Genomic DNA, 24,406 nt, shown 5'->3' on the forward strand with positions numbered 1-24,406 from the left:
AGGGACATTGCGCCAGCCGCTTTTTCAAGCGGCAGCGCGAAGACGGCGGCGGTTTCCTGGCGTGAACATCCTTTTCTCAGGGGAAATTCACCGTTTGGTAACCCAGATTAAATCAAAATGAAGCGACGGGCAGGACGCCGAGCCGGCCTGCCGCCGCACCAGTGGAATACGGGAAAAGCGATGCGCGGATTGATTGCTATAGTTTCCAGCCTGGCCCTGGTGGCCTTGACGGCGCCCGCGCTGGCGCAGTCGGCAACCAAGATCGGCCAGCACAATGCCTGGGGCACCTACAGCTACCAGGCGTCGGGCGGCGGCAAGGTCTGCTATGTCCTGACCGTGCCAACCGACAAGCAGCCGCCGACGCTCGATCATGGCGACATGTTCTTCTTCGTCAGCCAGCGGCCGGGGCAGCGAGTGTCCTACGAGCCGCAATTCATCGCCGGCTATACCTTCCAGGAAGGTTCCAAGGCCACCGTCACCATCGACAAGAAGTCTTTTTCGATGTTCACGCGCGGCAAGTCGGCCTGGGTCGAGAACGCCGCCGAGGAGCCGGTGCTGATCGCCGCGATGAAGACCGGCACCGACATGAAGGTGTCAGCCAAGTCCGGCCGCGGCAATACCACCACCTACGTCTTCTCGCTGAAGGGCATCTCGGCGGCGCTGGCCTCGATCGCCAAGTGCAAGTAAAGTCCTCGTCCGGGACGTTCACGACCTAACACAGCGACGTAAAGAACCAGTGTTCGTGCGGTCTTGCCTTCTCTCCTTGTGGGAGAAGGTGGATTGGCGCGCAGCGCCAAGACGGTTGGGGGGTGCTGGACGGAGTGCAGGGGATGCCAAGCTGGAACACCCCTCATCCGACCGAGCTTCGCTCGGCCACCTTCTCCCACAAGGGGAGAAGGAAGAACCCCCTGCATGACTCCGCCATCAACCTGTGCTATGCGCCGCGCTTCATTTCGGGCACGATGCTGTAATCGGCCGCAAATCGCTTATATTGGCGCAACAATGACCCTTTCATTCGATCTTACCGCCGAAGGCGCGCGTGACGCGTTGCGCACCCGCACGACGCCTGAAAAGCCGTCGCTGATCGGCTTGACGCGCGCCGAACTCGGGGCCGCCCTCGTCGCCGCCGGCATCGTGCCGGAGCGCCAGGCGAAGATGCGCGCCCAGCAGCTCTGGCACTGGATCTATGTGCGCGGCGTTTCCGATTTTGCCGGCATGTTCAACATCTCCAAGGATTTGCGCGCCGCACTGGACAGGCATTTCACCGTTGCCAGGCCCGAGATCGTCGAGGAGCAGATTTCCTCCGACGGCACCCGCAAATGGCTGTTCCGCTTTCCGCCGCGCGGCGCCGGCCGGCCGGTTGAGATCGAGACCGTCTACATTCCCGAAGAAGGCCGCGGCACGCTCTGCATCTCCTCGCAGGTCGGCTGCACCCTGACCTGCTCCTTCTGCCACACCGGCACGCAAAAGCTGGTGCGCAACCTGACGGCGGAAGAAATCCTCGCCCAGCTTTTGACAGCTCGCGACCGGCTCGGCGATTTCCCCGACCGCGACACGCCCGACGGCGCCATCGTGCCGGCCGAGGGCCGGAAAGTGTCCAACGTCGTCATGATGGGCATGGGTGAGCCGCTCTACAATTTCGAGGCGGTGAAGAAGGCGCTGCTGATTGCATCCGACGGCGACGGGCTTTCCCTGTCGAAGAGGCGCATCACGCTGTCGACCTCGGGCGTCGTGCCCGAAATCTTCCGCACCGGCGAAGAGATCGGCGTCATGCTGGCAATCTCGCTGCACGCTACCAATGACGATCTGCGTGACCTTTTGGTGCCGATCAACAAGAAGTATCCGCTCAACGAGCTGATCGCTGCCTGCCGTGCCTATCCCGGCCTGTCCAACGCCAAGCGCATCACCTTCGAATATGTGATGCTGAAGGACGTCAATGATTCCATCGAGGACGCCAAGGCGCTGATCAAGCTGCTCAAGGGCATCCCGGCCAAGATCAATCTGATCCCGTTCAATCCGTGGCCGGGCACCAACTACCAGTGCTCGGACTGGGAGACGATCGAGAAATTCGCCGACTACATCAACAATGCCGGCTATGCCTCGCCGATCCGCACGCCGCGCGGCCGCGACATCCTCGCCGCCTGCGGCCAGCTCAAATCGGACTCCGAGCGCATGCGCAAAGTCGACCGGCTGGCGCTGGAAGCGATGATGATCGCAGGGCACGGCGAGGCGTGAATCGCGTCGTCGCCTATCTGATCCGCTTCGCCGTCATCCTGATCGGTTATGGCGTCGCCTCGCTGGCGGCCAGCGCATTTCTCAATATCATGTTTCTGGCGTCCCTGGGCTACACGCCGGAGCAGGCACCGCCGGCGGCGACAGCTTCCCTCTATTTTTCCGTCCCCTTCGTCGCGCTGTTCGTCGCCTATTTCGCTTTCATGCCGGCGGCGATCGCCATCCTGGTTTCCGAAATCCTCGGCCGGCGCGACTGGCTGTTCTATGCACTGGCGGGCGCGGCGGTGGCGGCGGTCTTCCTCGGCTTCGTCCACCAGACGAACGACGCCAATTTCGAGGTTACCAACACAAGCGTCATGCTGGCGGTGATCGGCTGCGGCATGGTCGGCGGTATTTTCTACTGGCTGAGCGCCGGCCGCTCGGCCGGGAGCTGGCGTCAAATCGGACGCCCTATTTCGCCTGGGCCGTCAGGATCTTGAGCGCGAAGGCCGAAAAAACTCCGGCAAACAGATAGTCGACGACGCGCGTCACGCGCGGGCTGGCTTTCATCGCCGCCGAGAATTTTTCCGCCGCCAGCACCATCGGCGCTGTCACCGGGACCGACAGCACGACGAACATCGCGCCGAGGAAGAACAGCTTTCCCGGCGCATTGGGATCATGCGCGGAGACGAATTGCGGCAGGAAGGTCATGAAGAACAGGATGATCTTCGGATTGAGCAGATTGACGCCGAGCCCCGCCGCCCAGCTGCGAACCAGCGATATCTGCGGCCCGCTCTTCTTCTCCGGTGAAAACGCCGACCCTTTTGTGATCGCCTGCCAGGCCAGGAAGACCAGATAGCCGGCGCCGAAAATCTTCAGCACGAAGAACGCCATCGGCGAGGCGACGATCAGCGCCGAGACGCCGACCACCACCAACGTGGTGTGGATCAGCGTGCCGCACAGCGCGCCGGCCATCGAGGCGAAGCCGGTGGCGCGGCCCTGGCTCAGCGTGCGCGACACGAACAGCGTCATGTCCGGCCCAGGCGTAATCGCCAGGATCACCGTCGCGATGGCGAATTGGATAAGCGTAGCGTTGTCGGGAATGAAGGACATTGGCGGCCTCGGACAAGAAGGCGCAGCCTATAGCGCAGGCGCCTCGCCGACGCCAGCATCTCGCCGCCACGGCGTCTGGTCCAGCGCTTGCGGCTCCCAGGCGCCTGTTCCTCCCTTGCGCAGCCCCGAAACGCCGTGATACCTCGCCCGCAAGAATCCTGTCGCGGAACCGCCCACCATGTCGAAAGCAAAAGCCGTCAAGAAAGTCGTGCTCGCCTATTCTGGCGGCCTTGACACCTCGATCATCCTGAAATGGCTGCAGACCGAGCTCGGCGCCGAGGTCGTGACCTTCACCGCCGATCTAGGCCAGGGTGGCGAACTGGAGCCGGCTAGGCGCAAGGCCGAGATGATGGGCATCAAGGATATTCGCATCGTCGATGTCCGCGAGGAGTTCGTATCCGATTTCGTCTTTCCGATGTTCCGCGCCAACGCTGTCTATGAAGGCACCTATCTGCTCGGCACCTCGATCGCCCGGCCACTGATCTCGAAACATCTTGTCGAGATCGCCAGGGAGACCGGCGCCGATGCGATCGCCCATGGCGCCACCGGCAAGGGCAACGATCAGGTGCGTTTCGAACTCTCGGCCTATGCGCTCAACCCCGACATCAAGGTCATCGCGCCCTGGCGCGACTGGTCGTTCAAGTCGCGCACCGATCTGATCAATTTCGCCGAGCAGCACCAGATTCCGGTGCCGAAGGACAAGAAGGGCGATGCGCCGTTCTCGGTCGACGCCAACCTGCTGCATTCCTCCTCCGAGGGCAAGGTGCTGGAAGACCCGTGGAGCGAGCCGCCGGAATTCGTCCACCAGCGCACCATCTCGCCGATGGATGCGCCGGATGAGGTCACAGAGATCGAAATCGAATTCCTCAAGGGCGATCCCGTCGCACTCAACGGCAAGAAGCTGTCGCCAGCGACGATGCTGGCGACACTGAACGATCTTGGCCACGACAACGGCATCGGCCGGCTCGATCTGGTCGAAAACCGCTTCGTCGGCATGAAATCGCGCGGCGTCTATGAAACCCCCGGCGGCACCATCCTGATATCAGCCCACAGGGCGATCGAATCGATCACGCTCGACCGCGGAGCCGCCCATCTCAAGGACGAGTTCATGCCGCGTTATGCCGAGCTCATCTACAACGGCTTCTGGTTCGCGCCCGAGCGGTTGATGCTGCAGGCGATGATCGACAAAAGCCAGGAAGACGTCGAAGGCACGGTGCGGCTAAAACTCTACAAGGGCAACGTCATGGTCACCGGCCGCAAGTCGAGGAAGACGCTCTATTCCAATGCGCTGGTCACCTTCGAGGACGACCGCGGCGCTTACGACCAGAAAGATGCCGAAGGTTTCATCCGCCTCAATGCGCTGAGGCTGCGCACGCTGGCGGCGCGTGGTCGTAAAGGCTAAGTATATATTCATGAAAATCCTGCTTAGCCTGGATCCATACTCTTAGTGAGCTAATGTAATTATTTCTAATGACAGCTGCAGAGCTTTTCTTGCTTGACCTCATGGCCGGATTGTCCAATTGTTTTTTTGGGCAATGGGGCTGTAATAATGCGACTTGGTCTTTTGATTTTGACGGCGATGTTTGGCATTCTGGCGGGCTGCCAGACCGGACAGGACACCACGAAGAAGGATCCCCAGGCGGGATGCATCGCCGCTGTCGCTACATGGACCATTACGTTCAAACATGAGATCGCAGCCTTCATGGGCGTTTCTCAGGAACGCATGCCGAGCCTCTTCTGCCGGCGCTTGGGCGATGCGGTGCGCAGCGGCGAATTGGCTTCTCCGACATAAACAGCCTTCAGCTCGACCAATCCACCGACATCTGGAAGGTCATCAAAGGCAAGTGACAGGTCGGCGATGGTTAGTTTGCGACGCGCCACGCGACTTCCGCTGATGTTGCTGGCGGGCCTGGCAGCAGCCGGAGCGGAGGAATTCGATCCCACCTCGCTCGACCTCGCCGCGCTGATTGAATGCAGGGCCGACGTGCCGGCCTATAACGGATTCGCCTTGTGGCTGAGCGGTGAGCCCGGCGCGGCGGAAAAACTTGGCTGGAAGGAAGTTCCCGCCGGCAATCCCTTCCTCCGGCAATATCAGTTGCCTGTCCCGGTCCACGTCTTCGGGCGCGAGATGGCATCCGTCGTCCTTACCGCAACCGGGCCGATGGCGGTGGTTGACGATGTTTCCCGCCCCGATCTCGCCCGAGAGCTCGGCGTCACAGCGCAAATCTCGACGCCGGCAAAATTCCTCGGCGAGAAGATCATCCTCGAAAGCAGCCAGGAAACCGACGGCATGACATTTTCCACGCGCATTGCGCTCAATGTCTCGACCGTCGATTCCCATCCCGGCAAGGTGCTGGCCGGCTGCTCCTACGCGCTCGACGTGAAATAGAAAGCCCGGCGCATGGCCGGGCTTTCTGTCGAATCATTCTATCGAATAGAGATTTCTGTCAGTCGGCATCGATGGCTGTGGCCATGCGGGCGATGGCCTGTTGATAGACGCTAGCGGAATTCCAGCCAGCGATTGCGCCCATATTCGCCTGCGCGCTCGCTCCGGCCCGCCAACCATGCCCCTTGAGGAAGTTGGCCGTGGAAGCCAACGCAGTGCTCTTGTCGCGCAGATTTTTGTTGCCGACGCCATACGTCAACACATTTCCGGGCAGGAACTGCGTGTGGCCGATCTCGCCATGCGCGGCACCGACCGACGAGGCGCTCAACGCTCCGCGATCGACCAGCTTCAGGGCTGCAATGGCATGGGGATAGAAGAACTCCGGACGGCGGCAATCATAGGCGAGCGTTAAAATGGCAGAGACCGTATTCTGGTTGCCCATGGCGGAACCGAAGCCCGTCTCCATACCCCAGATGGCGATCAACACACCCGGCGACACGCCGTAATTCCGTTCGATCTTGTCGAACAGCGCCGCATTGGCCTTCTTCAGCGCACGGCCCCTGGCAATGATCGCGGACGCGCCACGGCGCTTCATGAAAGCTTCGACCGAGCCGCTGAAAGCCTTATGGATGGCGCGGTCGACGGAGATCGTCTTTGTCGCGTAGGTTGCGCGAGCCAGAGCGGCCAGACCCTTCGAGCCGACACCGTCGGCCTTGGCCTCCGCGGCAAACTCCGGTTTCCACGCCTCGAAGCCGGCGCCGTTTTTGCCACAACTGGCCGCCGCCTGCGCGCCCGTCGCCAGCGCAAGCACCGCCACCACCGTGGCCACTACAAACATCTTCCCCTTGGCAAGAAATGCCATGCTGCTCTCCTGGTTGCCTGAATCACGTTCCCAATTGCGAATTTGCCAGCGAAACACCTGCTTGTCACTGTCCCGGCGCTGCGCCGATGCACTCAATACAGCAGGAACTTCAAATCCACCACACTGGCGGATGCCCGGGAATTTGCCTACGATCAAGTAATTATTGTGGCGGGGACAGAATAAGCATGAAAGACGTTTATGTCGTGATCGTCGGCGCCGGTTCGGCCGGACTTTCGGCTGCCAAGACCCTGCGCGCCGCCGGTTTTTCCTTCAAATTGTTAGAAGCGATGAACCGCGTCGGCGGCCGCGCCTGGACCAGCGACCAGCATTTCGGCGTGCCGTTCGACATCGGCTGCGCCTGGCTGCATGCGGCAGACCGCAATCCCTACTTTCCCGAGGCGAAAGCCGCCGCCTGGACGCTTCATCACCACGACATGAATGTCGATCATCTCTACTACCGCGAGCGAAAGGCAAGCGAAGCCGAAGAGGCCGCGATGAAGGTGGCCGACGCAAGACTGCTCGAACTGGTGGCGGCACATCAGGTGAGGGAAGGCGACGATGACCGCCTTTCGGCATTGCTCGCCAAAGGCCACGCGCCGCGCGCCGCCGCAACCTTCGCGGGGCCGATGGATTTCGGCGCCGACGAGGACGAGATATCGATCCGCGACTTTCAGGCCGCCGCCGATCTCGATCCGAACTATTTCACCAGGGAAGGCTTCGGCACGCTGGTTGCGCGCTTCGGCGCCGACGTGCCGGTGGAGCTGTCGACGCCGGTGCGCAAGATCCTCTGGGATGGGCCGGGCGTAGCCTGCGTCACCGATCGCGGTACCATCCGCGCCAAGGCTGTCATCGTCACCGCCTCGCCGGCAGTGCTCGCCTTCGAGGAGATTGCGTTCTCGCCCGCACTCCCCGATGGGCATTTCGCTGCCTTCTTCGATCTGCCGATGGGCATGCTGACCAAGCTGCCGGTCGAAATATCCGGCACGAGGCTTGGCTTGGAGCCGTTCGACGATTTGCTGATCGAGCGGCTGGCCCGGCACGACATCTACTTCCTCTGCTTTCCCTTCGACTTCGATTTGATGGTCGGTTTCGTCGGCGGCGATTTCGCTTGGGAGATGTCGGCGGCGGGCGAGGCGGCCGGCATCGACTTCGTCGTCGACCGGCTCTGCGGCATCTTTGGCGGCGGCGTACGAAAGCATGTCGGACGCGCAATGATGACCAATTGGGGCGCTGAGCGGTTTGTGCGCGGCGCCTATGCCGCGGCGCGGCCCGGCCGCTCGCAAGCGCGCGCCACTCTGATGCAGCCGGTGGCGGAAAAGATCTTCTTCGCCGGCGAGCATTTGGCCGGTCCGCTGATGCAGACCTGCGGCGGCGCCAGATTGTCGGGCGAGGCAGTGGCCAGGGAGGTCGTGGCCCAGCTTGCGGCAAAATAGCATCGGCCGGCAGGAACGTGGGCCGGTGACAGGCGTTTGGCCTTGTCCTGTTCGCCTCGTCCTCCGCTTTTCGAATGATTTGAGACGCCAATGAAGCTTTTCGACTGCCCGCATTGCGGCCACCGTCTCTATTTCGAGAACGCGCAATGCCTGAACTGCGCCAGCCTCGTGCTCTATGATCCCGAGCATGCGCGTTTTGTGCTGTCCGGCATCGACGACATCTTCCAATGCACCAACGCCGACGAATGCGCCTGCAACTGGATGGCGGAGCCTGGCCACGCCTTCTGCCGCGCCTGCACGCTGAACCAGCTGATCCCGGATCTGTCGGTCGACGGCAATCGCCGCCGCTGGATCCGTGTCGAGGCGGCAAAGAAGCGTGCCGTCTATTCGCTGCTCGCCTTCGGCCTGCCGGTCGCACCCAAGCAGAATCCCGGCGACGAGATCGGCCTCGCTTTCGATTTTCTTGCCGATCCTATCGGTGGCGGTCCCGGTGGCGAGCGTATCCTGACCGGCCATGACAACGGCCTGATCACGCTCAACGTCGCCGAGGCGGACTCGGCTGAGCGCGAGCGGCGGCGCGTCGAGATGGGCGAGAACTACCGCACGCTGCTCGGCCATTTCCGCCATGAGCTCGGCCATTACTATTGGGACCGCCTGATCCGTGACGATCCGCAAAAGCTTGCCGGTTTTCGCGCTTTGTTCGGCGACGAACGCGCCGGCTACGAACAAGCGCTGAAGACCTATTACGCCGATGGCGCGCCGCCCGACTGGCAGCAGCGCCATATCTCGGCCTATGCGACGTCGCACCCGTGGGAGGACTGGGCCGAGACATGGGCGCATCACATGCACATCACCGACACGCTGGAGATGGTGCATGCGCTGAATTTCCCGCTCGGCCGGCTGGAGACCGTCGAAGCCAACGAGCTGCCGCGCGCCGATACCGGCGGCGAGCTGCAGCCGGCACCATCGGAACCCGCCACCAGGCCGGAGCCTTTCGAAAAGATCCTCGACCGCTGGCTGGTGCTGTCGGAAGCTTCCAACTCGATCAACCGCTGCATGGGCCTGCCCGATCTGTATCCCTTCGTAATCTCCGACGTGGCGGCGCAAAAGCTTGCTTTTGTTCACGAGCTTTTGACTGACCTGCCGAAAACTATTGGAACAAATCGTGAGCCGGCGGAGGCTTTTTAGCCGGAACGCATGCCGCTTTGCTTCGTTTTCGGTCCCGAGGGACTGTGAAACGGAGAGAAAACCATGAAACGCATATTGTTTCCGGCGGTGGCCGGAGCGCTCATAGCAATGTCGGGCTCTGCTTTGGCCGAAACCGCCGTCTCGGCCATCACCGATCTCAATGTACGCGCCGGCCCCGGCCCGCAATATCCGGTCATCGGGGTACTCGCGGCCGGCCAGTCGGCGACGCTCGACGGCTGCATCGCCAACAGCAAATGGTGCACCATCGCCGAAGCCAACGGCCAAGGCTGGGTCTATTCCGACTATGTGACGGCCGATTTCGGCGGCAGCCGTGTGGTCCTGACACAGCGTCCGGCCGGCGCCGACATTGCCGTCGTGACACCGCCTGCCGATAGCGCCGAATATTCCGACAGCTATACCGGGGCGATCGTTGCCGGCGAGGCGATCGAGCCCATCCGGCGGCCGCCGGCGGAAATCCGCACCTATGTCGAAACGAACCGGCTCGATCCGGTCTATCTCGAAGGCGAGGTGGTTACCGGCGCGATGTTGCCCGACACCGTCGAGCTGCGCGAGATACCCGATTATGATTATCGCTACGTCTATGTGAACGGCCAGCCGGCGCTGGTCGATCCGAGCAGCCGGCGTATCGTGTACGTCGTGCGCTGACGCGCAAAACAGGGCGGTCGCCCTGTAATGGCGGCCGCTCACACCCCGACATTGCCACAAGCCGGCATTGCCGCTGCAATACCGGTTTCCACTTTTGCGTCCGATGCTCTAGATCATGCGAGCCGAAGCACCAGCCAGCGAGCCCGCGTGACGATCGACCCGACCGCCTTCCAACAGTACCGGCACACCGCCAACGAGAAGACCACTTTGCCGCGCCTTCTGCTTGGAACGGTCGTCGTCATCCTGTTCTGGCTCGGAATCACTGCCGCCGTGCTGTTCGGCGGCACCTATGCCTTTGCCGTTTGGCAAGCGTCGTCTGGCACCGCCCCGCCAGGTGGAGGAGCGGTGCAGGATTTCATGGCCTCTCCAGCGGGCATCCTCGCGGCGCTGGCTTCGTTTGCCGGAATCTGGCTCGGCCTTTGGGCTGCCATGCGCTGGATCCATCGCGAGAAGCTGACGGCCCTGATCGGCGTCAGCCGGCGCATTTCATGGTCGGGGTTCCTGAAAGGGCTGGCCGCCGTGCTGATCACCTCGCTGCTTTCCGAGATCCTGCTTTACGGCCTGCAGCCCGATATTGCGCGCGGTGCGATCGGCCTGTCCTCGTGGCTTTTGTTCCTGATCCCGATCGCTGCGCTGACCTTTCTGCAGACCTCGTCGGAGGAGATGCTGTTTCGCGGTTATCTGCTCAGGCGCCTGGCGAGCCGGTTCCAGAACCCTTTCATCTGGGCGCTGCTGCCGGGATTGCTGTTCACCTCGCTACATTGGAGCCCAGGCTCGAGCGCCGCGATCAATGCCTGCGTGCTGGCCTCGATCGCCGCCTTTGCGCTGCTGCTGACGCTTCTGGTCTATGCAACCGGCAATCTCGGTGCCGGCTTCGGCGCCCATCTCGGCAACAATCTGACCGGCTTCCTGCTGATTTCGCACCAGCAAAGCTATAATTCCTTCGCCCTGTTCAACGCCAAGCCGCTCGAAGCCGCCGGCTGGACGACTTCAGACGCCGTCCTCATCGCCGCGATCGGCATCGTCAGCAGCCTGTTGACCGTTCTGCTGCTTTTGCATCCGCGCTCCCCGCTGAAGGTCGAGCCGGATATGGCGCGCGCCAGCAGCGTGCGCTGATGCGCCTTGCCTGGTTGTCCTGAGCATATTTGGCGCAAAGCCTGACCAAAGCTTGACTCCGCGGCCGATTTCCTGTCTACACGCCGCGAAATTCCGCGACGAGTATTCCTCCGAGCAAACCGACCGGGACGCCGAAACCTCTTTGAGGTGAAGTGCTGTAAATCGATCCCGGAGGCCAACACCCGGCAGCGCTGTGCGCCCCCGGGTGCTTTTTGGCTTTGGGCTTTTGCCCGGACCGGCTTTTGCTTGGACAGCTGGCGCGAACGCATTACCTCTCGGGCATCATCCGGGTGCCAGGGAAAAGGAAAAAGAATGTTTGAATCGCTACAGGAACGTCTTGGTTCGATCCTGAACGGCCTCACCGGCCGCGGCGCCTTGTCGGAGGCGGATGTCTCGGCGGCGCTGCGCGAGGTGCGCCGCGCGCTGCTCGAGGCCGACGTGGCGCTGGAAGTGGTGCGTTCCTTCACCGACAAGGTGCGCGAGAAGGCCGTCGGCGCCGCCGTGGTCAAGTCGATCAAGCCCGGCCAGATGGTCGTCAAGATCGTCCATGACGAGCTGGTCGAGATGCTCGGCGCCGAGGGCGTCGCCATCGACCTCAATGCGCCGGCTCCGGTCGTCATCATGATGGTCGGCCTGCAAGGTTCCGGCAAGACGACGACCTCGGCCAAGATCGCCAAGCGGTTGGCCGAGCGCCAGAACAAGAAGGTCTTGATGGCCTCGCTCGACACGCGGCGTCCCGCCGCGCAAGAGCAGCTCCGTCAGCTCGGCGAGCAGGTCAAGGTCGCGACGCTGCCGATCGTCGCCGGCCAGACGCCAGTCGACATCGCCCGCCGCGCCGTGCAGGCGGCAAAGCTCGGCGGCCACGACATCGTCATCCTCGACACCGCCGGCCGTACGCACATCGACGAGCCGTTGATGGTCGAGATGGCCGACATCAAGAAGGTGTCGTCGCCGCACGAGATCCTGCTGGTTGCCGATTCGCTGACCGGCCAGGACGCCGTCAATCTGGCGAAAAGCTTCGATGAGCGTGTTGGCATCACCGGCCTCGTGCTGACCCGCATGGACGGCGACGGTCGCGGTGGCGCAGCACTCTCGATGCGCGCCGTCACCGGCAAGCCGATCAAGCTGATCGGCATCGGCGAAAAAATGGACGCGCTGGAGGAATTCCACCCCAAGCGCATCGCCGACCGCATCCTCGGCATGGGCGACATCGTCAGCCTCGTCGAAAAGGCAGCCGAGAACATCGACGCCGAGCAGGCGGCGGCGATGGCCAAGAAGATGCAGTCGGGCAAGTTCGACCTGAACGACCTCGCCGGCCAGCTTCAGCAAATGTCGAAAATGGGTGGCATGGGCGGCATCATGGGCATGATGCCGGGCATGGGCAAGATGAAGGACCAGATGGCCGCCGCCGGTCTCGACGACAAGATGTTCGGCCGCCAGCTCGCCATCATCTCGTCGATGACCAAGGCCGAGCGCGCCAATCCCGATATTCTGAAGCACTCGCGCAAGAAGCGCATCGCCGCCGGCTCGGGCACCGACGCGGCCGAAATCAACAAGCTGTTGAAGATGCATCGCGGCATGGCCGACATGATGAAGGCGATGGGCGGCAAGGGCAAAGGTGGCGGCCTGATGCGCGGCATGATGGGCGGCCTCGCTTCCAAGATGGGGCTCGACGGCATGATGCCCGGCATGGGCGGCCAAGGCGGCATGATGGGCGGCGGCATGCCCGATCTGTCCAAGATGGACCCCAAGCAGCTCGAGGCCTTGCAGAAGCAGGCACAGGCGGCCGGGCTCGGCGGCATGAAGGGCCTGCCCGGCGGCTTTCCCGCTGGCGGTGGCCTGCCTGGCTTGCCCGGCGGCATGAAGCTCCCTGGTTTGCCGGGATCCGGCGGCGGGCTGCCTGGCCTCGGCAAGAAGAAATGAGGGCGCCATGAACGAAGAAAAGGACATGGCTGACGCGCGCGCGGCGCTGGTCAATTATCGCGCCTCGATCGACAACATCGACGCGGCGCTGATCCACATGCTGGCCGAGCGCTTCCGCTGCACCAAGGCGGTCGGCGTGCTGAAGGCGGAGCATGGCCTGCCGCCTGCCGATCCGGCACGCGAGCAGCAGCAGATCGCCCGTCTTCGCCAACTGGCGAAGGACGCCCATCTCGACCCGGATTTCGCGGAAAAATTCCTGAACTTCGTCGTCCGCGAAGTGATCCGCCATCACGAGCAGATCGCCGCATCCAACGGCATAACGAAAACCGGCTGAGGACCAGCCACCAGCCGATCAACCAAATCAGAGCTTTTTAGGAGAAAAGAAATGCCACTGAAAATCCGACTGGCCCGTGCGGGCTCGAAGAAGCGTCCCTATTACCACGTCGTCGTCGCCGATGCCCGTTCGCCGCGCGACGGCCGTTTCATCGAGTCGCTTGGCTCGTGGAACCCGCTGCTGCCCAAGGACGGCGAACGCGTCAAGGTTGACGCCGAGCGCGTCAAGCATTGGCTGTCGCACGGCGCCCAGCCGACCGACCGCGTGCTGCGCTTCCTCGACGAGGCCGGCCTCGCCAAGCGCGAAGCCCGCGCCAACCCGAAGAAGGCCGAGCCCGGCAAGAAGGCGCAAGAGCGCGCAGCCCTGCTGAAGAAGGCGCAGGAGGAAGCTGCAGCCGCTGTTGCCGCCGCTTCCGCCGCGCCGGCCGAGGCGGAAGCCGCCAGCGCCGAATAAGTCATCGATTGCCCTTCACAAAACGGCTGACCAGTCACAAAACGGCGGGCCTTTGCCCGCCGTTTTGCTGTCCATCCGTATGATGCGGCCCGATCAATAGCCTTCCGGGCAACTCGCAACATAGACACGGCCATTGCGATCGCGATAACGGCACTGGCCGCTTTCGCTGGCACGGCCGATCAGCGCACCGGCCAAGGCGCCGGCCGCACCGCCGATCACCGCGCCCTTGGTCGGGTTGCCGGCCACTGCGGCGCCGACCGCCGCACCGCCCAGGCCACCAACGGCCGCGCCTTGCTCAGTACGGGAGCAGGCACCGAGCGGCACCAGCAGGGCCATCAAGATCATCACCTTTTTCATTGTCGTTCCTCTCCAACAGGGTGCCGTCCTCGCCGCTGCGCCCCCTAACTCGCAACCAGCCAATTTGATCCAAAGAAGAAGATCGGCAGCAGACCGGGCGGCGCTCGATTTGATCCAAAGAGAAGAAAGGCGGCGGCAGACAGCGCCCTCTCTGGCGGCGTGGCCGCCATCGAACGGCTTTGGAAGTCGCTGCTATTGGCTGAACGGGATCAGCGCGCGCACCCTTGGATCGCGCAGATACAGGCCGCCCCAGAGGATGGCGCCGAGGTAGACGCCGAACAGCATATGCGAGAACAAAGGGCTGCCGATACGCACATGCGTGGCGATGGCGCCGCCGAGATAGGCGGTGAGCAGGATGGCGCCGAGCACCGAGGTGCGCGGCAGTACATAAAGTGCTGTCGAGACCAATCCAATGATGCCGAGCATGCGCGAGACATTGGCATCGGCTGGCCAGCCGAGCTGCACCATGGTCTGGGTGACGATTTCGAGCGGCGGTAGCTTGATGACGCCATCGAAGATCATGAACAGCACGATGACGGCGCTGAGCACGCGACCGGCCCAGAGGGCGCGCGGTGAGACGGATGCTGCCTGAGACTTGGTCATTGGTGTTCCCTCCGGTCGTTGCGAGCACTGGCTTTTCTGCCAGCTCGAACCAAGGACGCGTCCCATGACGGCCATCCGACATGCCTCCAGTGCTTTTTCACTCCGGGGACGGCGACCTTGGATGTGCAAGTTCAGCCAGCAACCAACCTGGCCAAGTCCACCTTGCGAGGTGAGGTGGAGGGCGTTATTGGAAATCCGTAAGGGTATCTCCCGAGCGCTCGACGGCAGCAGCCGCCTAATCGCACAACGAAAGTAAGCGATGGCCGGAGAGACCGACCTGAAAAAGTTGCTGGCGGCAATGACGCCGGAGTTGCTTGCCGGCGTTCATGTCTTCACCACGTTGCCACCTGATGCGGCCGTTCCCGACCAGCTCGATCCGGTAATGCTGTTTCGCGAGCACGAGGGCATGACGCTGATCGTGCTTGAAGACCAGGCCAAGACCGCTGGCCTGAAAACCGTGTTCCGCTGCCGGATGCTGACGCTGAACGTCCATTCGTCGCTGGAAGCGGTCGGCTTCCTCGCCGCCATCACCGCGCGGCTGGCCACCGCCGGCATCGGCGTCAATCCGGTCTCGGCCTTCTACCACGATCACCTGTTCGTGCCCGCCGACCGGGCGGAGGAGGCGCTGGATGTTTTGCAGAAACTCGCTGCGGACGCCGCACGATAAGGATCAATGCCTTCGGACGTACAAAATGTCGGGCAATCGCTCTTCATTGTTCGTGCCGTTGCCCAAAGCTTCCGCGCGAAAGCCATGGCGCTCGTAGAAGCGCCGAGCGCCTGAGTTCGACTGAAAGCAATGCAATTTCACAACCGGCAAATTCGCGGTTGCTTGTGTCAGCAGCCGGGCGCCGATGCCTTGGCAAGTCCAGGCAGGATCCAGATAGAGCTGCTCGACCCATTCTCCTGCAACGGCGACAAAGCCAACAATGGCCGCGTCGATTTCGGCGACCGTCACGTGCTGCTGCGCCAGCACGGTGCCGCTGATGAAGGCCATATCCTCATCCGGTGTATGCAGGACCGGCATCCAGTCGAACGACGAAAGCGCTGCGCGCATGATCCTGGCAATTGCGCCTGCGTCCGACCCGTTAGCCGGACGCAGCGCGATTTTAGTCGCAATGCTCATCTCACAAGCCTGCGACCGCGGGCCGCCGGCCGTCCGGCGCCCCCGCGGAGGGCCAGCCGCGAAGCGGCGATGCGGCCCGTGAGCGAGAAGTTATGCCGCCTTCTTCTTTGGCTGGATCAGCCCGCGCTCGACCAGCAGCTCCGCGATCTGAACCGCGTTGAGTGCCGCGCCTTTGCGCAGATTGTCGGAGACGATCCACATCGACAGGCCGTTGTCGATGGTCGAATCCTCGCGGATGCGCGAGATGAAGGTGGCGTCCTCGCCAGCCGATTCCAGCGGCGTGATGTAGCCGCCGTCCTCGCGCTTGTCGATGACCTGGCAGCCCGGCGCCTCGCGCAGGATCTCGCGCGCCTCATCGGCGGTGATCGGCTTCTCGAACTCGATGTTGACCGCTTCCGAATGGCCGATGAACACCGGCACCCGCACGCAGGTCGCCGTCAGCTTGATCTTGGGATCGAGCATCTTCTTGGTCTCGGCCACCATCTTCCATTCTTCCTTGGTGAAGCCGTCGTCGAGGAAGACGTCGATATGCGGGATGACGTTGAAGGCGATGCGCTTGGTGAACTTCTTGACGTCGACGGAATCGGCGACGAACACCGCCCGCGTCTGCGTGAACAGTTCGTCCATGCCTTCCTTACCGGCGCCGGAGACCGACTGGTAGGTGGCGACGACGACGCGCTTTATGGTGGCGAAGTCATGCAGCGGCTTCAGCGCCACGACCAGCTGCGCCGTCGAGCAGTTCGGGTTGGCAATGATGTTCTTGCGTGTGAACAGCGAAATCGCATCCGGGTTCACTTCGGGAACGATCAGCGGCACGTCCTGGTCGTAGCGGAAGGCCGATGAATTATCGATGACGACGCAGCCCTGCTTGCCGATCTTCGGCGACCATTCCTTGGAGACGTTGCCGCCGGCCGACATGATGCAGATGTCGGTGTCGGAAAAATCATATTGGTCGAGCGTCCGGACCTTCAGCGTGCGGTCGCCGAACGACACTTCCGTGCCCTGGCTGCGCCGCGAGGCCAGCGCCACCACCTCGCTCACCGGAAAGCCGCGCTCTTCCAGTATGTTGAGCATTTCCCGGCCCACATTGCCCGTGGCGCCGACGATCGCAACCTTGAAACTCATCGAAATCTCCTGTCCCTCTCCGCTCGGTTTCTGGAGAAAACCCGCCGGCCAATGCGGGTTTCACCCCGGGCCGGACCCGGGAGAGGGTGGTTAGGCCAAGGGAATCAGACCGTTTTGGTGGTCGTTTTACCGGTTTTTTTGACCAAGAACGTGGTTTTGCTGGAACGGAAAGGCGCACCGAGACGTCCGGCCCAATGGTTCGCATTGGGGCCGGGGATGTCGAAGGCAAGAAGCGCCATCAAAAGGCCGCGCATCGAAAACTATCCCGTTCGGTGCCGGCTTTTACGCGGTTTGCGTAAGGAGTCAATCGCAACCAGGCGGATCGCCCGCCCTGTACAATGAGGGCGGCACGAAGTACGAACGGGCATCGTTTGGCTCGTGGCGCCCGTCGTGGCGCTTGCCGACATCAGACCCGTCGCCGGGCATTTAAGAATCCGAATTTCGAAAGAAGCATATGTCCAACTTCGAAGCTATTGTCCCCGCGCTGGCAAAGGCGCTGGAAAAACGCGGCTATGTCGAGCTGACACCGGTGCAGAAAGCGGTTCTTGAGCTCGGTCAGGCCGATGCGCTGGTTTCAGCCCAGACCGGCTCCGGCAAGACCGTCGCTTTCGGACTGGCCTTGGCGCCGACGCTGCTCGACGGCGCCGAGCGCTTTTCCCACGCGGCGGCACCCCTGGCGCTGGCCGTGGCGCCGACGCGGGAGCTGGCCCTGCAGGTGACGCGCGAGCTGGAATGGCTCTACGAGCTGACAGGCGCCACGGTGTCGTCCTGCGTCGGCGGCATGGACATGCGCACCGAGCGACGCGCGCTGGAGCGTGGGGCCCATATCGTCGTCGGCACGCCCGGCCGCCTGCGCGACCACATCACCCGCAATTCTCTCGACATGTCGGCGCTCAAGGCAGTCGTGCTCGACGAGGCCGACGAGATGCTCGATCTCGGCTTTCGCGAGGACCTGGAATTCATCCTCGACGCCGCCCCTGCCGAGCGCCGCACGTTGATGTTTTCCGCGACCGTGCCGCGCTCCATCGCCACGCTGGCCAAGGGCTACCAGCGCGATGCCGTGCGCATCTCGGCCTCGGGCGAGGAGAAGCAGCATCTCGACATCGAATACCGGGCGCTGGGCGTCGCGCAGGCCGACCGCGAAAACGCCATCATCAACGTGCTGCGGTACTATGAGGCGAAGAACGCGCTGGTGTTCTGCAACACGCGTGCCGCCGTCAATCACCTGACAGCACGCTTCAACAACCGCAACTTTTCCGTCGTGGCACTGTCCGGCGAGCTGAGCCAAAACGAGCGCAGCCACGCGCTGCAGGCGATGCGCGACGGCCGCGCCAAAGTCTGCATCGCCACTGACGTCGCGGCGCGTGGCATCGACCTGCCCAATCTCGAGCTGGTCATCCATGCCGACTTGCCGACCAACCCGGAGACGCTTCTGCACCGAAGCGGGCGAACGGGACGGGCGGGGCGCAAGGGCGTCAGCGCGCTGATCGTGCCGAACAATGCCCGCAAGCGCACCGAGCGGCTGCTGCAAAGTGCCGGCCTTGCGGCGACCTGGGCGAGCCCGCCCTCGGCCGACGACGTGATACGGCGCGATGACGAGCGCATTCTCGCCGACCCGGTCCTCAGCGAGCCTATGAAGGATGAGGAGCGCGGCTTCGTCCAGGCGCTTCTCGATCAGCACGGGCCGGAACAGGTCGCCGCAGCCTTCGTACGGATGTGCCGCTCCAGCCGCTCGGCGCCGGAGGACCTTCTCGACGTCGCACCGTTCACGCCGTCGGGCGAAAAATTTGCGCGCCGGGACGAGGCACCGAGCCGCCGCGACGATTTCGGCGACAGCGTCTGGTTCTCGCTGTCGGTCGGACGCCGGCAGAATGCCGAGCCGCGCTGGCTGATCCCGATGCTGTGCCGGACAGGCGGCATCTCCAAGCGCGAGATCGGCGCCATCAAGATGCAGCCGGAAGAAACCTTCGTGCAGATCGCGGCGGACTGGGCCGAGCGCTTCCTCGCCGCGATCGGCCCCGACCGCAAGCTGCAGGGCAACATTGCGGTCAAGCGGCTGGACGGCACGCCCGATCTGTCGCGGGCCGGCTATCAGGAGCCGCGCCCCGACAAGAAGCCGCACCGCGGCAAGCGGACATTCGATCAGAACGCGCCCAAATTCGAGAAGCGCGCACCGGCTGACCAGCGCCCGGCATTCGAGGCAAAGCCCTGGGCCGGCAAACCGGCCAAGGCGAAATTCGAAGGCGGACCGGCGAAACACAAGAAATCGAAGAAACGGCCGGGGTGAATAGCCTGCCCCTTCCATTTCGCGCACGCCCCTTGCGGTCTACCGGAACTTTGCACAGTCTGGGGCAGGGCAATGGGGTGGGCAGGACATGCGCGGCGAAGTTCTTCACTATGACGAGGACCAGGCCTTCGGTTTCATTACCGGGGCCGATGGCAACCGCTACAGCTTCGCGCGCGAGGACTTGCGCCGCCAAGCGTCGGTTGCCGGAGGCACGACCGTCGAATTCCAGCCGGCTGGCGGACGGGCACGCGATGTTTTTTCGATCCACGCCCAACCTGCCAGTGCACCCGCCGACGCCTCCGCTGCAACCGCCGCCCCATCTCAGGCCGGCAATGCGCCCGCGGCACGTCAGCCGCAACATTTCGGCCGTTCCGCTGAAAATCAAACCGCCGAATCCACCGGCCTGTGGAGCTACTTCTCGCGTGGCCTGACCGAAAATTATTTCAACTTCGCCGGCCGTGCCCGCCGCAAGGAATATTGGGGCTATTGCCTGTTCTGGACGATCGCGCTGATCGTGGCGATAGGATTCGGCGTCTTCATCGACGACGCCATGGGCAATCTCGACAACAGTGAATTGCCGGCAGTGACGGTCGGCCTTTGCGGCCTCTTCCTGCTGGCGACAGCCCTGCCGTGGTTCGGGCTCAACGTGCGCCGCCTGCACGATATCGGCCTGACCGGCTGGCTCTTCCTGCTTTTCCTGATCCCGACCTTCGGCACCGTGATCATCCTGATCTTTGCGCTGATCCCGACCCAGCCGCGTGAAAACCAGTGGGGTCCGGTGCCGGCGGGTGTCCAAATCTAACCGCGGGAGTGCCGCCGCATCGGCGGCAGTCGCCCAGCGGACGTCGACCTACACAGGATCAGCCCAGGAACTTGGCGATGATCGCGTCGCCCATCTCAGCGGTGCCGACCTCGGTCATCCCCGGCGAATGAATATCCCTGGTGCGCAGGCCGTCGTCGAGCACGGCGGCGATCGCACCTTCGAGCTTGTCGGCTTCAGTCACCATGCCGAAGGAATAGCGCATGCACATGGCGAAGGAGGCGATCATGGCGATCGGATTGGCGATGCCCTTGCCGGCGATGTCGGGCGCCGAGCCATGCACCGGCTCGTAGAGCGCCTTGCGCTTTTTTGTCTTCGCATCCGGCGCGCCGAGCGAGGCCGACGGCAGCATGCCGATCGAGCCGGTCAGCATGGCGGCGATGTCGGACAGCATGTCGCCGAACAGATTGTCGGTGACGATGACATCGAACTGCTTGGGCCAGCGCACCAGCTGCATGCCGCCGGCATCGGCGAGCATATGGTCGAGCTTGACGTCGGCATACCTGGCCTTTTGCGTCTGGCTGACGACCTCGTTCCACAGCACGCCCGATTTCATCACATTGCGCTTTTCCATCGAGGTGACATGGTTCTTGCGCGTGCGTGCCAATTCGAAGGCAACGCCCGAAATGCGCTCGATCTCGAAAGTATCGTAGACCTGGGTGTCGATACCGCGCTTCTGGCCGTTGCCGAGATCGATGATCTGCTTCGGCTCACCGAAATAGACGCCGCCGGTGAGCTCGCGCACGATCAGGATGTCTAGCCCCTCGACCACCTCCTGTTTGAGCGAGGAGGAGGCCGCCAGCGCCGGATAGCAAATGGCGGGTCGGAGATTAGCGAACAGCTCCATGTCCTTGCGCAGCCGCAGCAGACCCGCCTCCGGGCGCACCTCGTAAGGCACGGCATCCCATTTCGGTCCGCCGACGGCGCCGAACAGCACGGCGTCGGCCGCCATTGCCTTGGCCATGTCGGCATCGGATATCGCCGCGCCATGCGCATCATAGGCGCAGCCGCCGACAAGGCCTTCATCAGTGACGAAATCGCTGCCGAGCTTGTCGTTCATGGCGGAAATCAGCTTCTTCACCTCGGCCATCGCCTCGGGGCCTATGCCATCGCCGGCAAGCAGGAGAAGATTTTTGGAAGCCATGTGGAACCGTCCTGATTGTGTCGTGAGCCGCGGCCTTGCTAAACGCCAAGCAGCCGGCGCGCAAGCCTGCGGTTCAGAGCATCGGACTCAAAGTGGAAACCGGTTTTGGGAAAATCCGATGCTCAAGACAAAACGCCTACAGATGCGAAAGGATATTGACCAGCCTGCCGAACGGGTCGCGCACGAAGAAGCGCCGCACGCCCCAGGGTTCGTCCGCCGGACCGTATTCGATGGCAAAGCCGGCCGTCCTCATGCTTTCAAGCGCGGCATCGACGTCGTCGACTTCGATAGAGATGTCCGGCACCGGCGTTCCTGATCCCCCTTCGGCCATGAAACTGACCTGTACGGACATCGTCTCTTGCGAGCCATAGGTAGCGATCCAGCCCATATCCATCTTGAGATCGAGGCCGAGCACATCCTGATAGAAGGGTTTTGCCGCCGCGATATCCTGCGTGTCTATGTTTGCAACGATGCGTCTGACCTTCACCATGGGCCGATCCTCGTGCTAACCGTATCGTTGTCACAACCGTGACAGGTATCAGGCTGTGCGCCGCAGCGCCGTCACCTCGATCTCGATCTTCATTTCCGGCTTGTTGAGCTGGCACACGATCATCGTCGCTGCCGGCCTGATCTCGCCAAACGCCTCGCCGAGGATCGGGAACACCACATCTACGAAAGCCGCATCGGTGATGTAGTAATGTGCCCGCACCACGTCAGCCATTTCGAAGCCGCCATCTCGCAACGCCTTGGCGATCGTCGTCAGGCAATTGCGCGTTTGTGCCTCCACGGTCTCCGGCATCGACATGGTCGCATAATCGTAGCCGGTCGTTCCGGACACGAAACACCAGTCGCCCTGCACCACGGCGCGCGAATAGCCGGCGGTCTTTTCGAAAGGCGAACCGGTGGAGATCAGTTTTCGCATGGGTCCTCCGCAAATCGTCGCGGATATCTTGCAGGGAACGAGCCGATCCCGCCATGGGCCAGATAGAACTGACGGTTGTTATGAGTCTCCCGCCTCGACAAAGCCCTCTCGTCCAAGGCGTGGTGGTCACTGCGCTTTGCAAAAGTACCTAATTCGCCGACCCCAGCGCCTTGTCCAGCGCTTCCTTGACGTCGGCCGGCCATGTACTCACCGCTGGCCACGCGTCCGGCTCGGGCTTGTCGCCGCGGCGGGCGAAATAGAGCTTGTGCTTGACCGGGTCGACCGCCATGAAGCCGTCATTGCCGCCGCAATCATGCGGCACGCAGCCGCTGGCAAAAAAGGCGCCCGAAGCGGTCTTCTCAGTTCCGCCGCCGACCAGCAGGCTAGTCGCCATGTCGGGCATGTCCTCGCCGAGCAGCGTCTCGGCTAGCCTGTAGACAGCCTCGTTGTGAAAGGCATCGATGATGTTGTCGTATTTCGACGGATCGACGTCCTTCCAGTCGGTGCCCGGCTCCGGCATATAGGTGAGATTGCCCGAGGTCGTCAGCCCGGCCGTCGGCGACCATTGCAGCGCCGGCTTGGAATCGCCCGGCAAAAGATAGGGCACGAAATAGATGGCGCTGTCGGAGATCGCGGTCGGCGGCGCGCCGCATTCGTCCTGCTCGACCGTGACCGTCTGGATCGTGCCGCCTTCCGGCTTCCACACGATCACCTTGGCCGGGCCGCATTGATTGCCGCCGTCGCCGACATCGATCAGCGCCACCTTGACGCCGCCGACCTCGACGATCTTGTCGAAGAAGACGTCATAATTGCGCGCCAGTTCCTTGCCGTCGAAGGCGAGCACCCGTTCCCCGTACTCTTCCTCCTGGGTGATGGTCAGTTGGCCGCCCTCGAACGGGATCGGCGCCTGTTTGTCATTGTCGGCTAGGGCCGCATTGCTCAACGCGCCCTGGTCGGCGGCCCTGCCGGGCGCATCGTCAGCCGGCACGAGCACCATGTCGGTCTGTGCATGCGCGCCAGCCACCGGCATCAGAATCCACGCCAGCGCGCAGGCGCCGACAAGAAGCGAACGTGTCATGACTGTCCCTCCGTTCAGCCGCCACGAACCCGGCCTGTCGCGGCCGGGGCATCGTACCGCTCAGGCCCAGGGGCGCTCAGCGGCGTTCCTCTTCTCGAACGAAGCGATGGCGCCGGCTTTTTCCATGGTCAGGCCGATATCGTCGAGCCCGTTGAGCAGGCAATGGCGCTTGAACTCGTCGAGGTCGAACTTGACCACGCCGCCGTCAGGCCCACGGATTTCCTTGGCCTCCAGATCGACCGACAGCGTCGCGTTCGAACCGCGCGAAGCATCGTCCATCAGTTTCTCAAGATCTTCCGGGCTGACGGTGATCGGCAGGATGCCGTTCTTGAAGCAATTGTTGTAGAAAATGTCGGCGAACGAGGTCGAGATGACGCAACGGATGCCGAAATCGAGCAGCGCCCACGGCGCATGTTCCCGGCTCGAGCCGCAGCCGAAATTATCGCCGGCGACCAGGATCTGCGCCTTGCGGTAGGCCGGCTTGTTGAGCACGAAGTCCGGGTTTTCCGAACCATCGTCCTTGTAGCGCATTTCGGCGAACAGGCCGGTGCCGAGTCCGGTGCGCTTGATCGTCTTGAGATAATCCTTGGGGATGATCATGTCGGTGTCGACATTGACGATCGGCATCGGCGCGGCGACGCCGGTGAGCTTGGTGAATTTTTCCATGTCCTTGCCCGTCTTCTTCTTGTTGCGGGAAATTGCTGGCGCCCGGTTTACACAAAGCCGCGGGCAAATAAAAGGCGGCTGTTTTTGGACCTCCGTCGTCGATCGAAACGCAAGATCGGTACAAAACAGCTTCAAAACCACCGGCCCATGGTGCACTTTTGTCGACATGACAACGCGATCCAAGGTCCTCTACGCCAGCGAACCGGGTCTCGGCATCGCCGAGTTCCGCCGCGTTCTGGTGGAATCCGGCCTCGGCGCCAATCGCCCCGTCGATGACGACACCCGATTGAACGCGATGCTGTCAGGGGCCAATTTGGTGTTCACCGCGCGTCTCGATACAGAAGGCAAGCCGCTGGTCGGTGTTGCCCGCGGTGTTACCGATTTCTCGTGGGTCTGTTACGTTTCCGAGCTCGCCGTTTGCAAATCGGCGCAAGGGCTCGGCATCGGCAAGGGCCTGCTTGATGAAGCGCGCCGGCAACTCGGGCCTTCCGTTGCCATAAGCCTGATTTCCATGCCCGACGCCGTCGGCTTTTATGAGCGCATCGGCATGAAGCGCGTGTCCGACGCGTTCTGGTTCGACCGCAAGCGCTGACGCG

The 24,406-nt window shown here is 62.8% G+C and carries 29 protein-coding genes; 17 read left to right on the forward strand and 12 right to left on the reverse strand.

Annotated elements, in window-relative coordinates; genetic code table 11:
- The first annotated feature begins 180 nt into the window (after positions 1 to 180).
- From NKH43_RS20860 to NKH43_RS20870, 3 genes are all read left to right on the forward strand, one after another.
- Entirely contained in the window at positions 181 to 687 is a 507-nt protein-coding gene (locus NKH43_RS20860; protein WP_352859643.1) for an invasion associated locus B family protein, read from the forward strand.
- A gap of 315 nt (positions 688 to 1,002) precedes the next feature.
- Positions 1,003 to 2,235, forward strand: a complete 1,233-nt coding sequence (gene rlmN, locus NKH43_RS20865) for a dual-specificity RNA methyltransferase RlmN (RefSeq protein WP_352481073.1) — start codon at positions 1,003 to 1,005, stop codon at positions 2,233 to 2,235.
- On the forward strand, positions 2,232 to 2,711 hold the full coding sequence (locus NKH43_RS20870) for a hypothetical protein (RefSeq protein ID WP_023721901.1): 480 nt from the start codon (positions 2,232 to 2,234) through the stop codon (positions 2,709 to 2,711). The genes rlmN and NKH43_RS20870 overlap by 4 nt, the downstream gene beginning before the upstream one ends.
- Here NKH43_RS20870 and NKH43_RS20875 read toward each other — a convergent pair.
- Positions 2,683 to 3,324, reverse strand: a complete 642-nt coding sequence (locus NKH43_RS20875) for a LysE family translocator (RefSeq protein ID WP_023721902.1) — start codon at positions 3,322 to 3,324, stop codon at positions 2,683 to 2,685. The genes NKH43_RS20870 and NKH43_RS20875 overlap by 29 nt on opposite strands.
- Positions 3,325 to 3,502: 178 nt before the next feature.
- Between NKH43_RS20875 and NKH43_RS20880 the strand changes: the two genes are divergently transcribed.
- The 3 genes from NKH43_RS20880 (at position 3,503) to NKH43_RS20890 (ending at position 5,713) form a co-directional block, all read left to right on the forward strand.
- Positions 3,503 to 4,726 carry an argininosuccinate synthase gene (locus NKH43_RS20880; protein WP_352859644.1) on the forward strand — a complete coding sequence of 408 codons (1,224 nt, stop codon included), beginning with the start codon at positions 3,503 to 3,505 and terminating at the stop codon, positions 4,724 to 4,726.
- A gap of 147 nt (positions 4,727 to 4,873) precedes the next feature.
- Positions 4,874 to 5,116, forward strand: coding sequence for a hypothetical protein (locus NKH43_RS20885; protein ID WP_352859645.1), 243 nt, complete (start codon positions 4,874 to 4,876; stop codon positions 5,114 to 5,116).
- A 102-nt stretch (positions 5,117 to 5,218) separates the two neighbouring features.
- On the forward strand, positions 5,219 to 5,713 hold the full coding sequence (locus NKH43_RS20890) for a hypothetical protein (protein ID WP_352859647.1): 495 nt from the start codon (positions 5,219 to 5,221) through the stop codon (positions 5,711 to 5,713).
- Between the two features lie 58 nt (positions 5,714 to 5,771).
- On the opposite strand, the gene NKH43_RS20895 is transcribed toward NKH43_RS20890, so the two are convergent.
- Positions 5,772 to 6,572 (reverse strand): lytic murein transglycosylase, encoded by an 801-nt coding sequence (locus tag NKH43_RS20895; protein ID WP_023721906.1) that lies wholly within the window; start codon positions 6,570 to 6,572, stop codon positions 5,772 to 5,774.
- A gap of 185 nt (positions 6,573 to 6,757) precedes the next feature.
- Between NKH43_RS20895 and NKH43_RS20900 the strand changes: the two genes are divergently transcribed.
- The 7 genes from NKH43_RS20900 to rpsP all read left to right on the forward strand — a co-directional run bounded on the left by NKH43_RS20900 (position 6,758) and on the right by rpsP (position 13,685).
- The gene (locus tag NKH43_RS20900; RefSeq protein WP_352859649.1) at positions 6,758 to 8,005 is read left to right on the forward strand and encodes a flavin monoamine oxidase family protein; all 1,248 of its coding nucleotides are present in this window, start codon (positions 6,758 to 6,760) and stop codon (positions 8,003 to 8,005) included.
- 90 nt (positions 8,006 to 8,095) lie between these two features.
- Entirely contained in the window at positions 8,096 to 9,193 is a 1,098-nt protein-coding gene (locus tag NKH43_RS20905) for a zinc-binding metallopeptidase family protein (protein WP_352845395.1), read from the forward strand.
- 63 nt (positions 9,194 to 9,256) lie between these two features.
- Positions 9,257 to 9,859, forward strand: coding sequence for a DUF1236 domain-containing protein (locus NKH43_RS20910; RefSeq protein ID WP_023721909.1), 603 nt, complete (start codon positions 9,257 to 9,259; stop codon positions 9,857 to 9,859).
- A 147-nt stretch (positions 9,860 to 10,006) separates the two neighbouring features.
- Positions 10,007 to 10,975: a CPBP family intramembrane glutamic endopeptidase gene (locus tag NKH43_RS20915; RefSeq protein ID WP_352859651.1), complete on the forward strand. Its 969-nt coding sequence runs from the start codon at positions 10,007 to 10,009 to the stop codon at positions 10,973 to 10,975.
- Positions 10,976 to 11,287: 312 nt separating this feature from the next.
- A complete protein-coding gene (ffh, locus tag NKH43_RS20920) occupies positions 11,288 to 12,898 on the forward strand; it encodes a signal recognition particle protein (RefSeq protein ID WP_352859652.1) in 1,611 nt (536 codons plus the stop codon).
- 7 nt (positions 12,899 to 12,905) lie between these two features.
- Complete coding sequence (locus NKH43_RS20925) at positions 12,906 to 13,232, forward strand: chorismate mutase (protein ID WP_023721912.1); 327 nt, start codon at positions 12,906 to 12,908, stop codon at positions 13,230 to 13,232.
- A gap of 51 nt (positions 13,233 to 13,283) precedes the next feature.
- Complete coding sequence (gene rpsP, locus NKH43_RS20930) at positions 13,284 to 13,685, forward strand: 30S ribosomal protein S16 (RefSeq protein WP_023721913.1); 402 nt, start codon at positions 13,284 to 13,286, stop codon at positions 13,683 to 13,685.
- A gap of 93 nt (positions 13,686 to 13,778) precedes the next feature.
- On the opposite strand, the gene NKH43_RS20935 is transcribed toward rpsP, so the two are convergent.
- Both NKH43_RS20935 and NKH43_RS20940 read right to left on the reverse strand, forming a co-directional pair.
- Positions 13,779 to 14,042, reverse strand: coding sequence for a YMGG-like glycine zipper-containing protein (locus NKH43_RS20935; RefSeq protein ID WP_023680734.1), 264 nt, complete (start codon positions 14,040 to 14,042; stop codon positions 13,779 to 13,781).
- A 192-nt stretch (positions 14,043 to 14,234) separates the two neighbouring features.
- The gene (locus NKH43_RS20940; protein WP_023721914.1) at positions 14,235 to 14,645 is read right to left on the reverse strand and encodes a DoxX family protein; all 411 of its coding nucleotides are present in this window, start codon (positions 14,643 to 14,645) and stop codon (positions 14,235 to 14,237) included.
- 259 nt (positions 14,646 to 14,904) lie between these two features.
- Between NKH43_RS20940 and NKH43_RS20945 the strand changes: the two genes are divergently transcribed.
- A complete protein-coding gene (locus NKH43_RS20945) occupies positions 14,905 to 15,312 on the forward strand; it encodes an ACT domain-containing protein (protein WP_352481080.1) in 408 nt (135 codons plus the stop codon).
- A gap of 3 nt (positions 15,313 to 15,315) precedes the next feature.
- Here NKH43_RS20945 and NKH43_RS20950 read toward each other — a convergent pair whose 3' ends face one another.
- The 3 genes from NKH43_RS20950 to NKH43_RS20960 all read right to left on the reverse strand — a co-directional run bounded on the left by NKH43_RS20950 (position 15,316) and on the right by NKH43_RS20960 (position 17,147).
- Positions 15,316 to 15,699 (reverse strand): GNAT family N-acetyltransferase, encoded by a 384-nt coding sequence (locus NKH43_RS20950; protein ID WP_352859654.1) that lies wholly within the window; start codon positions 15,697 to 15,699, stop codon positions 15,316 to 15,318.
- Positions 15,700 to 15,858: 159 nt separating this feature from the next.
- A complete protein-coding gene (locus tag NKH43_RS20955) occupies positions 15,859 to 16,893 on the reverse strand; it encodes an aspartate-semialdehyde dehydrogenase (protein ID WP_023721916.1) in 1,035 nt (344 codons plus the stop codon).
- A gap of 104 nt (positions 16,894 to 16,997) precedes the next feature.
- On the reverse strand, positions 16,998 to 17,147 hold the full coding sequence (locus tag NKH43_RS20960) for a hypothetical protein (protein WP_023721917.1): 150 nt from the start codon (positions 17,145 to 17,147) through the stop codon (positions 16,998 to 17,000).
- Positions 17,148 to 17,347: 200 nt separating this feature from the next.
- Between NKH43_RS20960 and NKH43_RS20965 the strand changes: the two genes are divergently transcribed.
- Positions 17,348 to 19,180: a DEAD/DEAH box helicase gene (locus NKH43_RS20965; RefSeq protein ID WP_352587998.1), complete on the forward strand. Its 1,833-nt coding sequence runs from the start codon at positions 17,348 to 17,350 to the stop codon at positions 19,178 to 19,180.
- 88 nt (positions 19,181 to 19,268) lie between these two features.
- Positions 19,269 to 19,982, forward strand: a complete 714-nt coding sequence (locus NKH43_RS20970) for a DUF805 domain-containing protein (protein WP_352859656.1) — start codon at positions 19,269 to 19,271, stop codon at positions 19,980 to 19,982.
- A gap of 58 nt (positions 19,983 to 20,040) precedes the next feature.
- Here the strand turns inward: NKH43_RS20970 and leuB are convergent, their stop codons facing one another.
- From leuB to leuD, 5 genes are all read right to left on the reverse strand, one after another.
- Positions 20,041 to 21,144, reverse strand: a complete 1,104-nt coding sequence (leuB, locus tag NKH43_RS20975) for a 3-isopropylmalate dehydrogenase (RefSeq protein WP_352845400.1) — start codon at positions 21,142 to 21,144, stop codon at positions 20,041 to 20,043.
- Positions 21,145 to 21,280: 136 nt separating this feature from the next.
- Positions 21,281 to 21,631, reverse strand: coding sequence for a VOC family protein (locus NKH43_RS20980; protein WP_352570210.1), 351 nt, complete (start codon positions 21,629 to 21,631; stop codon positions 21,281 to 21,283).
- A gap of 51 nt (positions 21,632 to 21,682) precedes the next feature.
- Positions 21,683 to 22,066 (reverse strand): RidA family protein, encoded by a 384-nt coding sequence (locus tag NKH43_RS20985; protein ID WP_352495997.1) that lies wholly within the window; start codon positions 22,064 to 22,066, stop codon positions 21,683 to 21,685.
- A 148-nt stretch (positions 22,067 to 22,214) separates the two neighbouring features.
- Positions 22,215 to 23,144 (reverse strand): Ivy family c-type lysozyme inhibitor, encoded by a 930-nt coding sequence (locus tag NKH43_RS20990; RefSeq protein WP_352859658.1) that lies wholly within the window; start codon positions 23,142 to 23,144, stop codon positions 22,215 to 22,217.
- A 60-nt stretch (positions 23,145 to 23,204) separates the two neighbouring features.
- Positions 23,205 to 23,810: a 3-isopropylmalate dehydratase small subunit gene (gene leuD, locus NKH43_RS20995; protein WP_023721924.1), complete on the reverse strand. Its 606-nt coding sequence runs from the start codon at positions 23,808 to 23,810 to the stop codon at positions 23,205 to 23,207.
- A gap of 166 nt (positions 23,811 to 23,976) precedes the next feature.
- Between leuD and NKH43_RS21000 the strand changes: the two genes are divergently transcribed.
- A complete protein-coding gene (locus NKH43_RS21000; protein ID WP_352859676.1) occupies positions 23,977 to 24,402 on the forward strand; it encodes a GNAT family N-acetyltransferase in 426 nt (141 codons plus the stop codon).
- Positions 24,403 to 24,406: the final 4 nt, after the last annotated feature.

The sequence above is a fragment of the Mesorhizobium sp. M1163 genome, assembly GCF_040318415.1.
Lineage (GTDB): Bacteria > Pseudomonadota > Alphaproteobacteria > Rhizobiales > Rhizobiaceae > Mesorhizobium.

Excerpts from the sequence above, each read along its gene's own strand:
- NKH43_RS20860 (WP_352859643.1), top strand. The coding sequence starts at position 181 with ATGCGCGGATTGATTGCTATAGTTTCCAGCCTGGCCCTGGTGGCCTTG.
- rlmN (WP_352481073.1), top strand. The coding sequence starts at position 1,003 with ATGACCCTTTCATTCGATCTTACCGCCGAAGGCGCGCGTGACGCGTTG.
- NKH43_RS20875 (WP_023721902.1), bottom strand. The coding sequence starts at position 3,324 with ATGTCCTTCATTCCCGACAACGCTACGCTTATCCAATTCGCCATCGCG.
- NKH43_RS20880 (WP_352859644.1), top strand. The coding sequence starts at position 3,503 with ATGTCGAAAGCAAAAGCCGTCAAGAAAGTCGTGCTCGCCTATTCTGGC.
- NKH43_RS20885 (WP_352859645.1), top strand. The coding sequence starts at position 4,874 with ATGCGACTTGGTCTTTTGATTTTGACGGCGATGTTTGGCATTCTGGCG.
- NKH43_RS20890 (WP_352859647.1), top strand. The coding sequence starts at position 5,219 with ATGTTGCTGGCGGGCCTGGCAGCAGCCGGAGCGGAGGAATTCGATCCC.
- NKH43_RS20895 (WP_023721906.1), bottom strand. The coding sequence starts at position 6,572 with ATGGCATTTCTTGCCAAGGGGAAGATGTTTGTAGTGGCCACGGTGGTG.
- NKH43_RS20900 (WP_352859649.1), top strand. The coding sequence starts at position 6,758 with ATGAAAGACGTTTATGTCGTGATCGTCGGCGCCGGTTCGGCCGGACTT.
- NKH43_RS20905 (WP_352845395.1), top strand. The coding sequence starts at position 8,096 with ATGAAGCTTTTCGACTGCCCGCATTGCGGCCACCGTCTCTATTTCGAG.
- NKH43_RS20910 (WP_023721909.1), top strand. The coding sequence starts at position 9,257 with ATGAAACGCATATTGTTTCCGGCGGTGGCCGGAGCGCTCATAGCAATG.
- ffh (WP_352859652.1), top strand. The coding sequence starts at position 11,288 with ATGTTTGAATCGCTACAGGAACGTCTTGGTTCGATCCTGAACGGCCTC.
- NKH43_RS20925 (WP_023721912.1), top strand. The coding sequence starts at position 12,906 with ATGAACGAAGAAAAGGACATGGCTGACGCGCGCGCGGCGCTGGTCAAT.
- rpsP (WP_023721913.1), top strand. The coding sequence starts at position 13,284 with ATGCCACTGAAAATCCGACTGGCCCGTGCGGGCTCGAAGAAGCGTCCC.
- NKH43_RS20935 (WP_023680734.1), bottom strand. The coding sequence starts at position 14,042 with ATGAAAAAGGTGATGATCTTGATGGCCCTGCTGGTGCCGCTCGGTGCC.
- NKH43_RS20940 (WP_023721914.1), bottom strand. The coding sequence starts at position 14,645 with ATGACCAAGTCTCAGGCAGCATCCGTCTCACCGCGCGCCCTCTGGGCC.
- NKH43_RS20945 (WP_352481080.1), top strand. The coding sequence starts at position 14,905 with ATGGCCGGAGAGACCGACCTGAAAAAGTTGCTGGCGGCAATGACGCCG.
- NKH43_RS20950 (WP_352859654.1), bottom strand. The coding sequence starts at position 15,699 with ATGCGCGCAGCGCTTTCGTCGTTCGACTGGATGCCGGTCCTGCATACA.
- NKH43_RS20955 (WP_023721916.1), bottom strand. The coding sequence starts at position 16,893 with ATGAGTTTCAAGGTTGCGATCGTCGGCGCCACGGGCAATGTGGGCCGG.
- NKH43_RS20960 (WP_023721917.1), bottom strand. The coding sequence starts at position 17,147 with ATGCGCGGCCTTTTGATGGCGCTTCTTGCCTTCGACATCCCCGGCCCC.
- NKH43_RS20965 (WP_352587998.1), top strand. The coding sequence starts at position 17,348 with ATGTCCAACTTCGAAGCTATTGTCCCCGCGCTGGCAAAGGCGCTGGAA.
- NKH43_RS20970 (WP_352859656.1), top strand. The coding sequence starts at position 19,269 with ATGCGCGGCGAAGTTCTTCACTATGACGAGGACCAGGCCTTCGGTTTC.
- leuB (WP_352845400.1), bottom strand. The coding sequence starts at position 21,144 with ATGGCTTCCAAAAATCTTCTCCTGCTTGCCGGCGATGGCATAGGCCCC.
- NKH43_RS20985 (WP_352495997.1), bottom strand. The coding sequence starts at position 22,066 with ATGCGAAAACTGATCTCCACCGGTTCGCCTTTCGAAAAGACCGCCGGC.
- NKH43_RS20990 (WP_352859658.1), bottom strand. The coding sequence starts at position 23,144 with ATGACACGTTCGCTTCTTGTCGGCGCCTGCGCGCTGGCGTGGATTCTG.
- leuD (WP_023721924.1), bottom strand. The coding sequence starts at position 23,810 with ATGGAAAAATTCACCAAGCTCACCGGCGTCGCCGCGCCGATGCCGATC.
- NKH43_RS21000 (WP_352859676.1), top strand. The coding sequence starts at position 23,977 with ATGACAACGCGATCCAAGGTCCTCTACGCCAGCGAACCGGGTCTCGGC.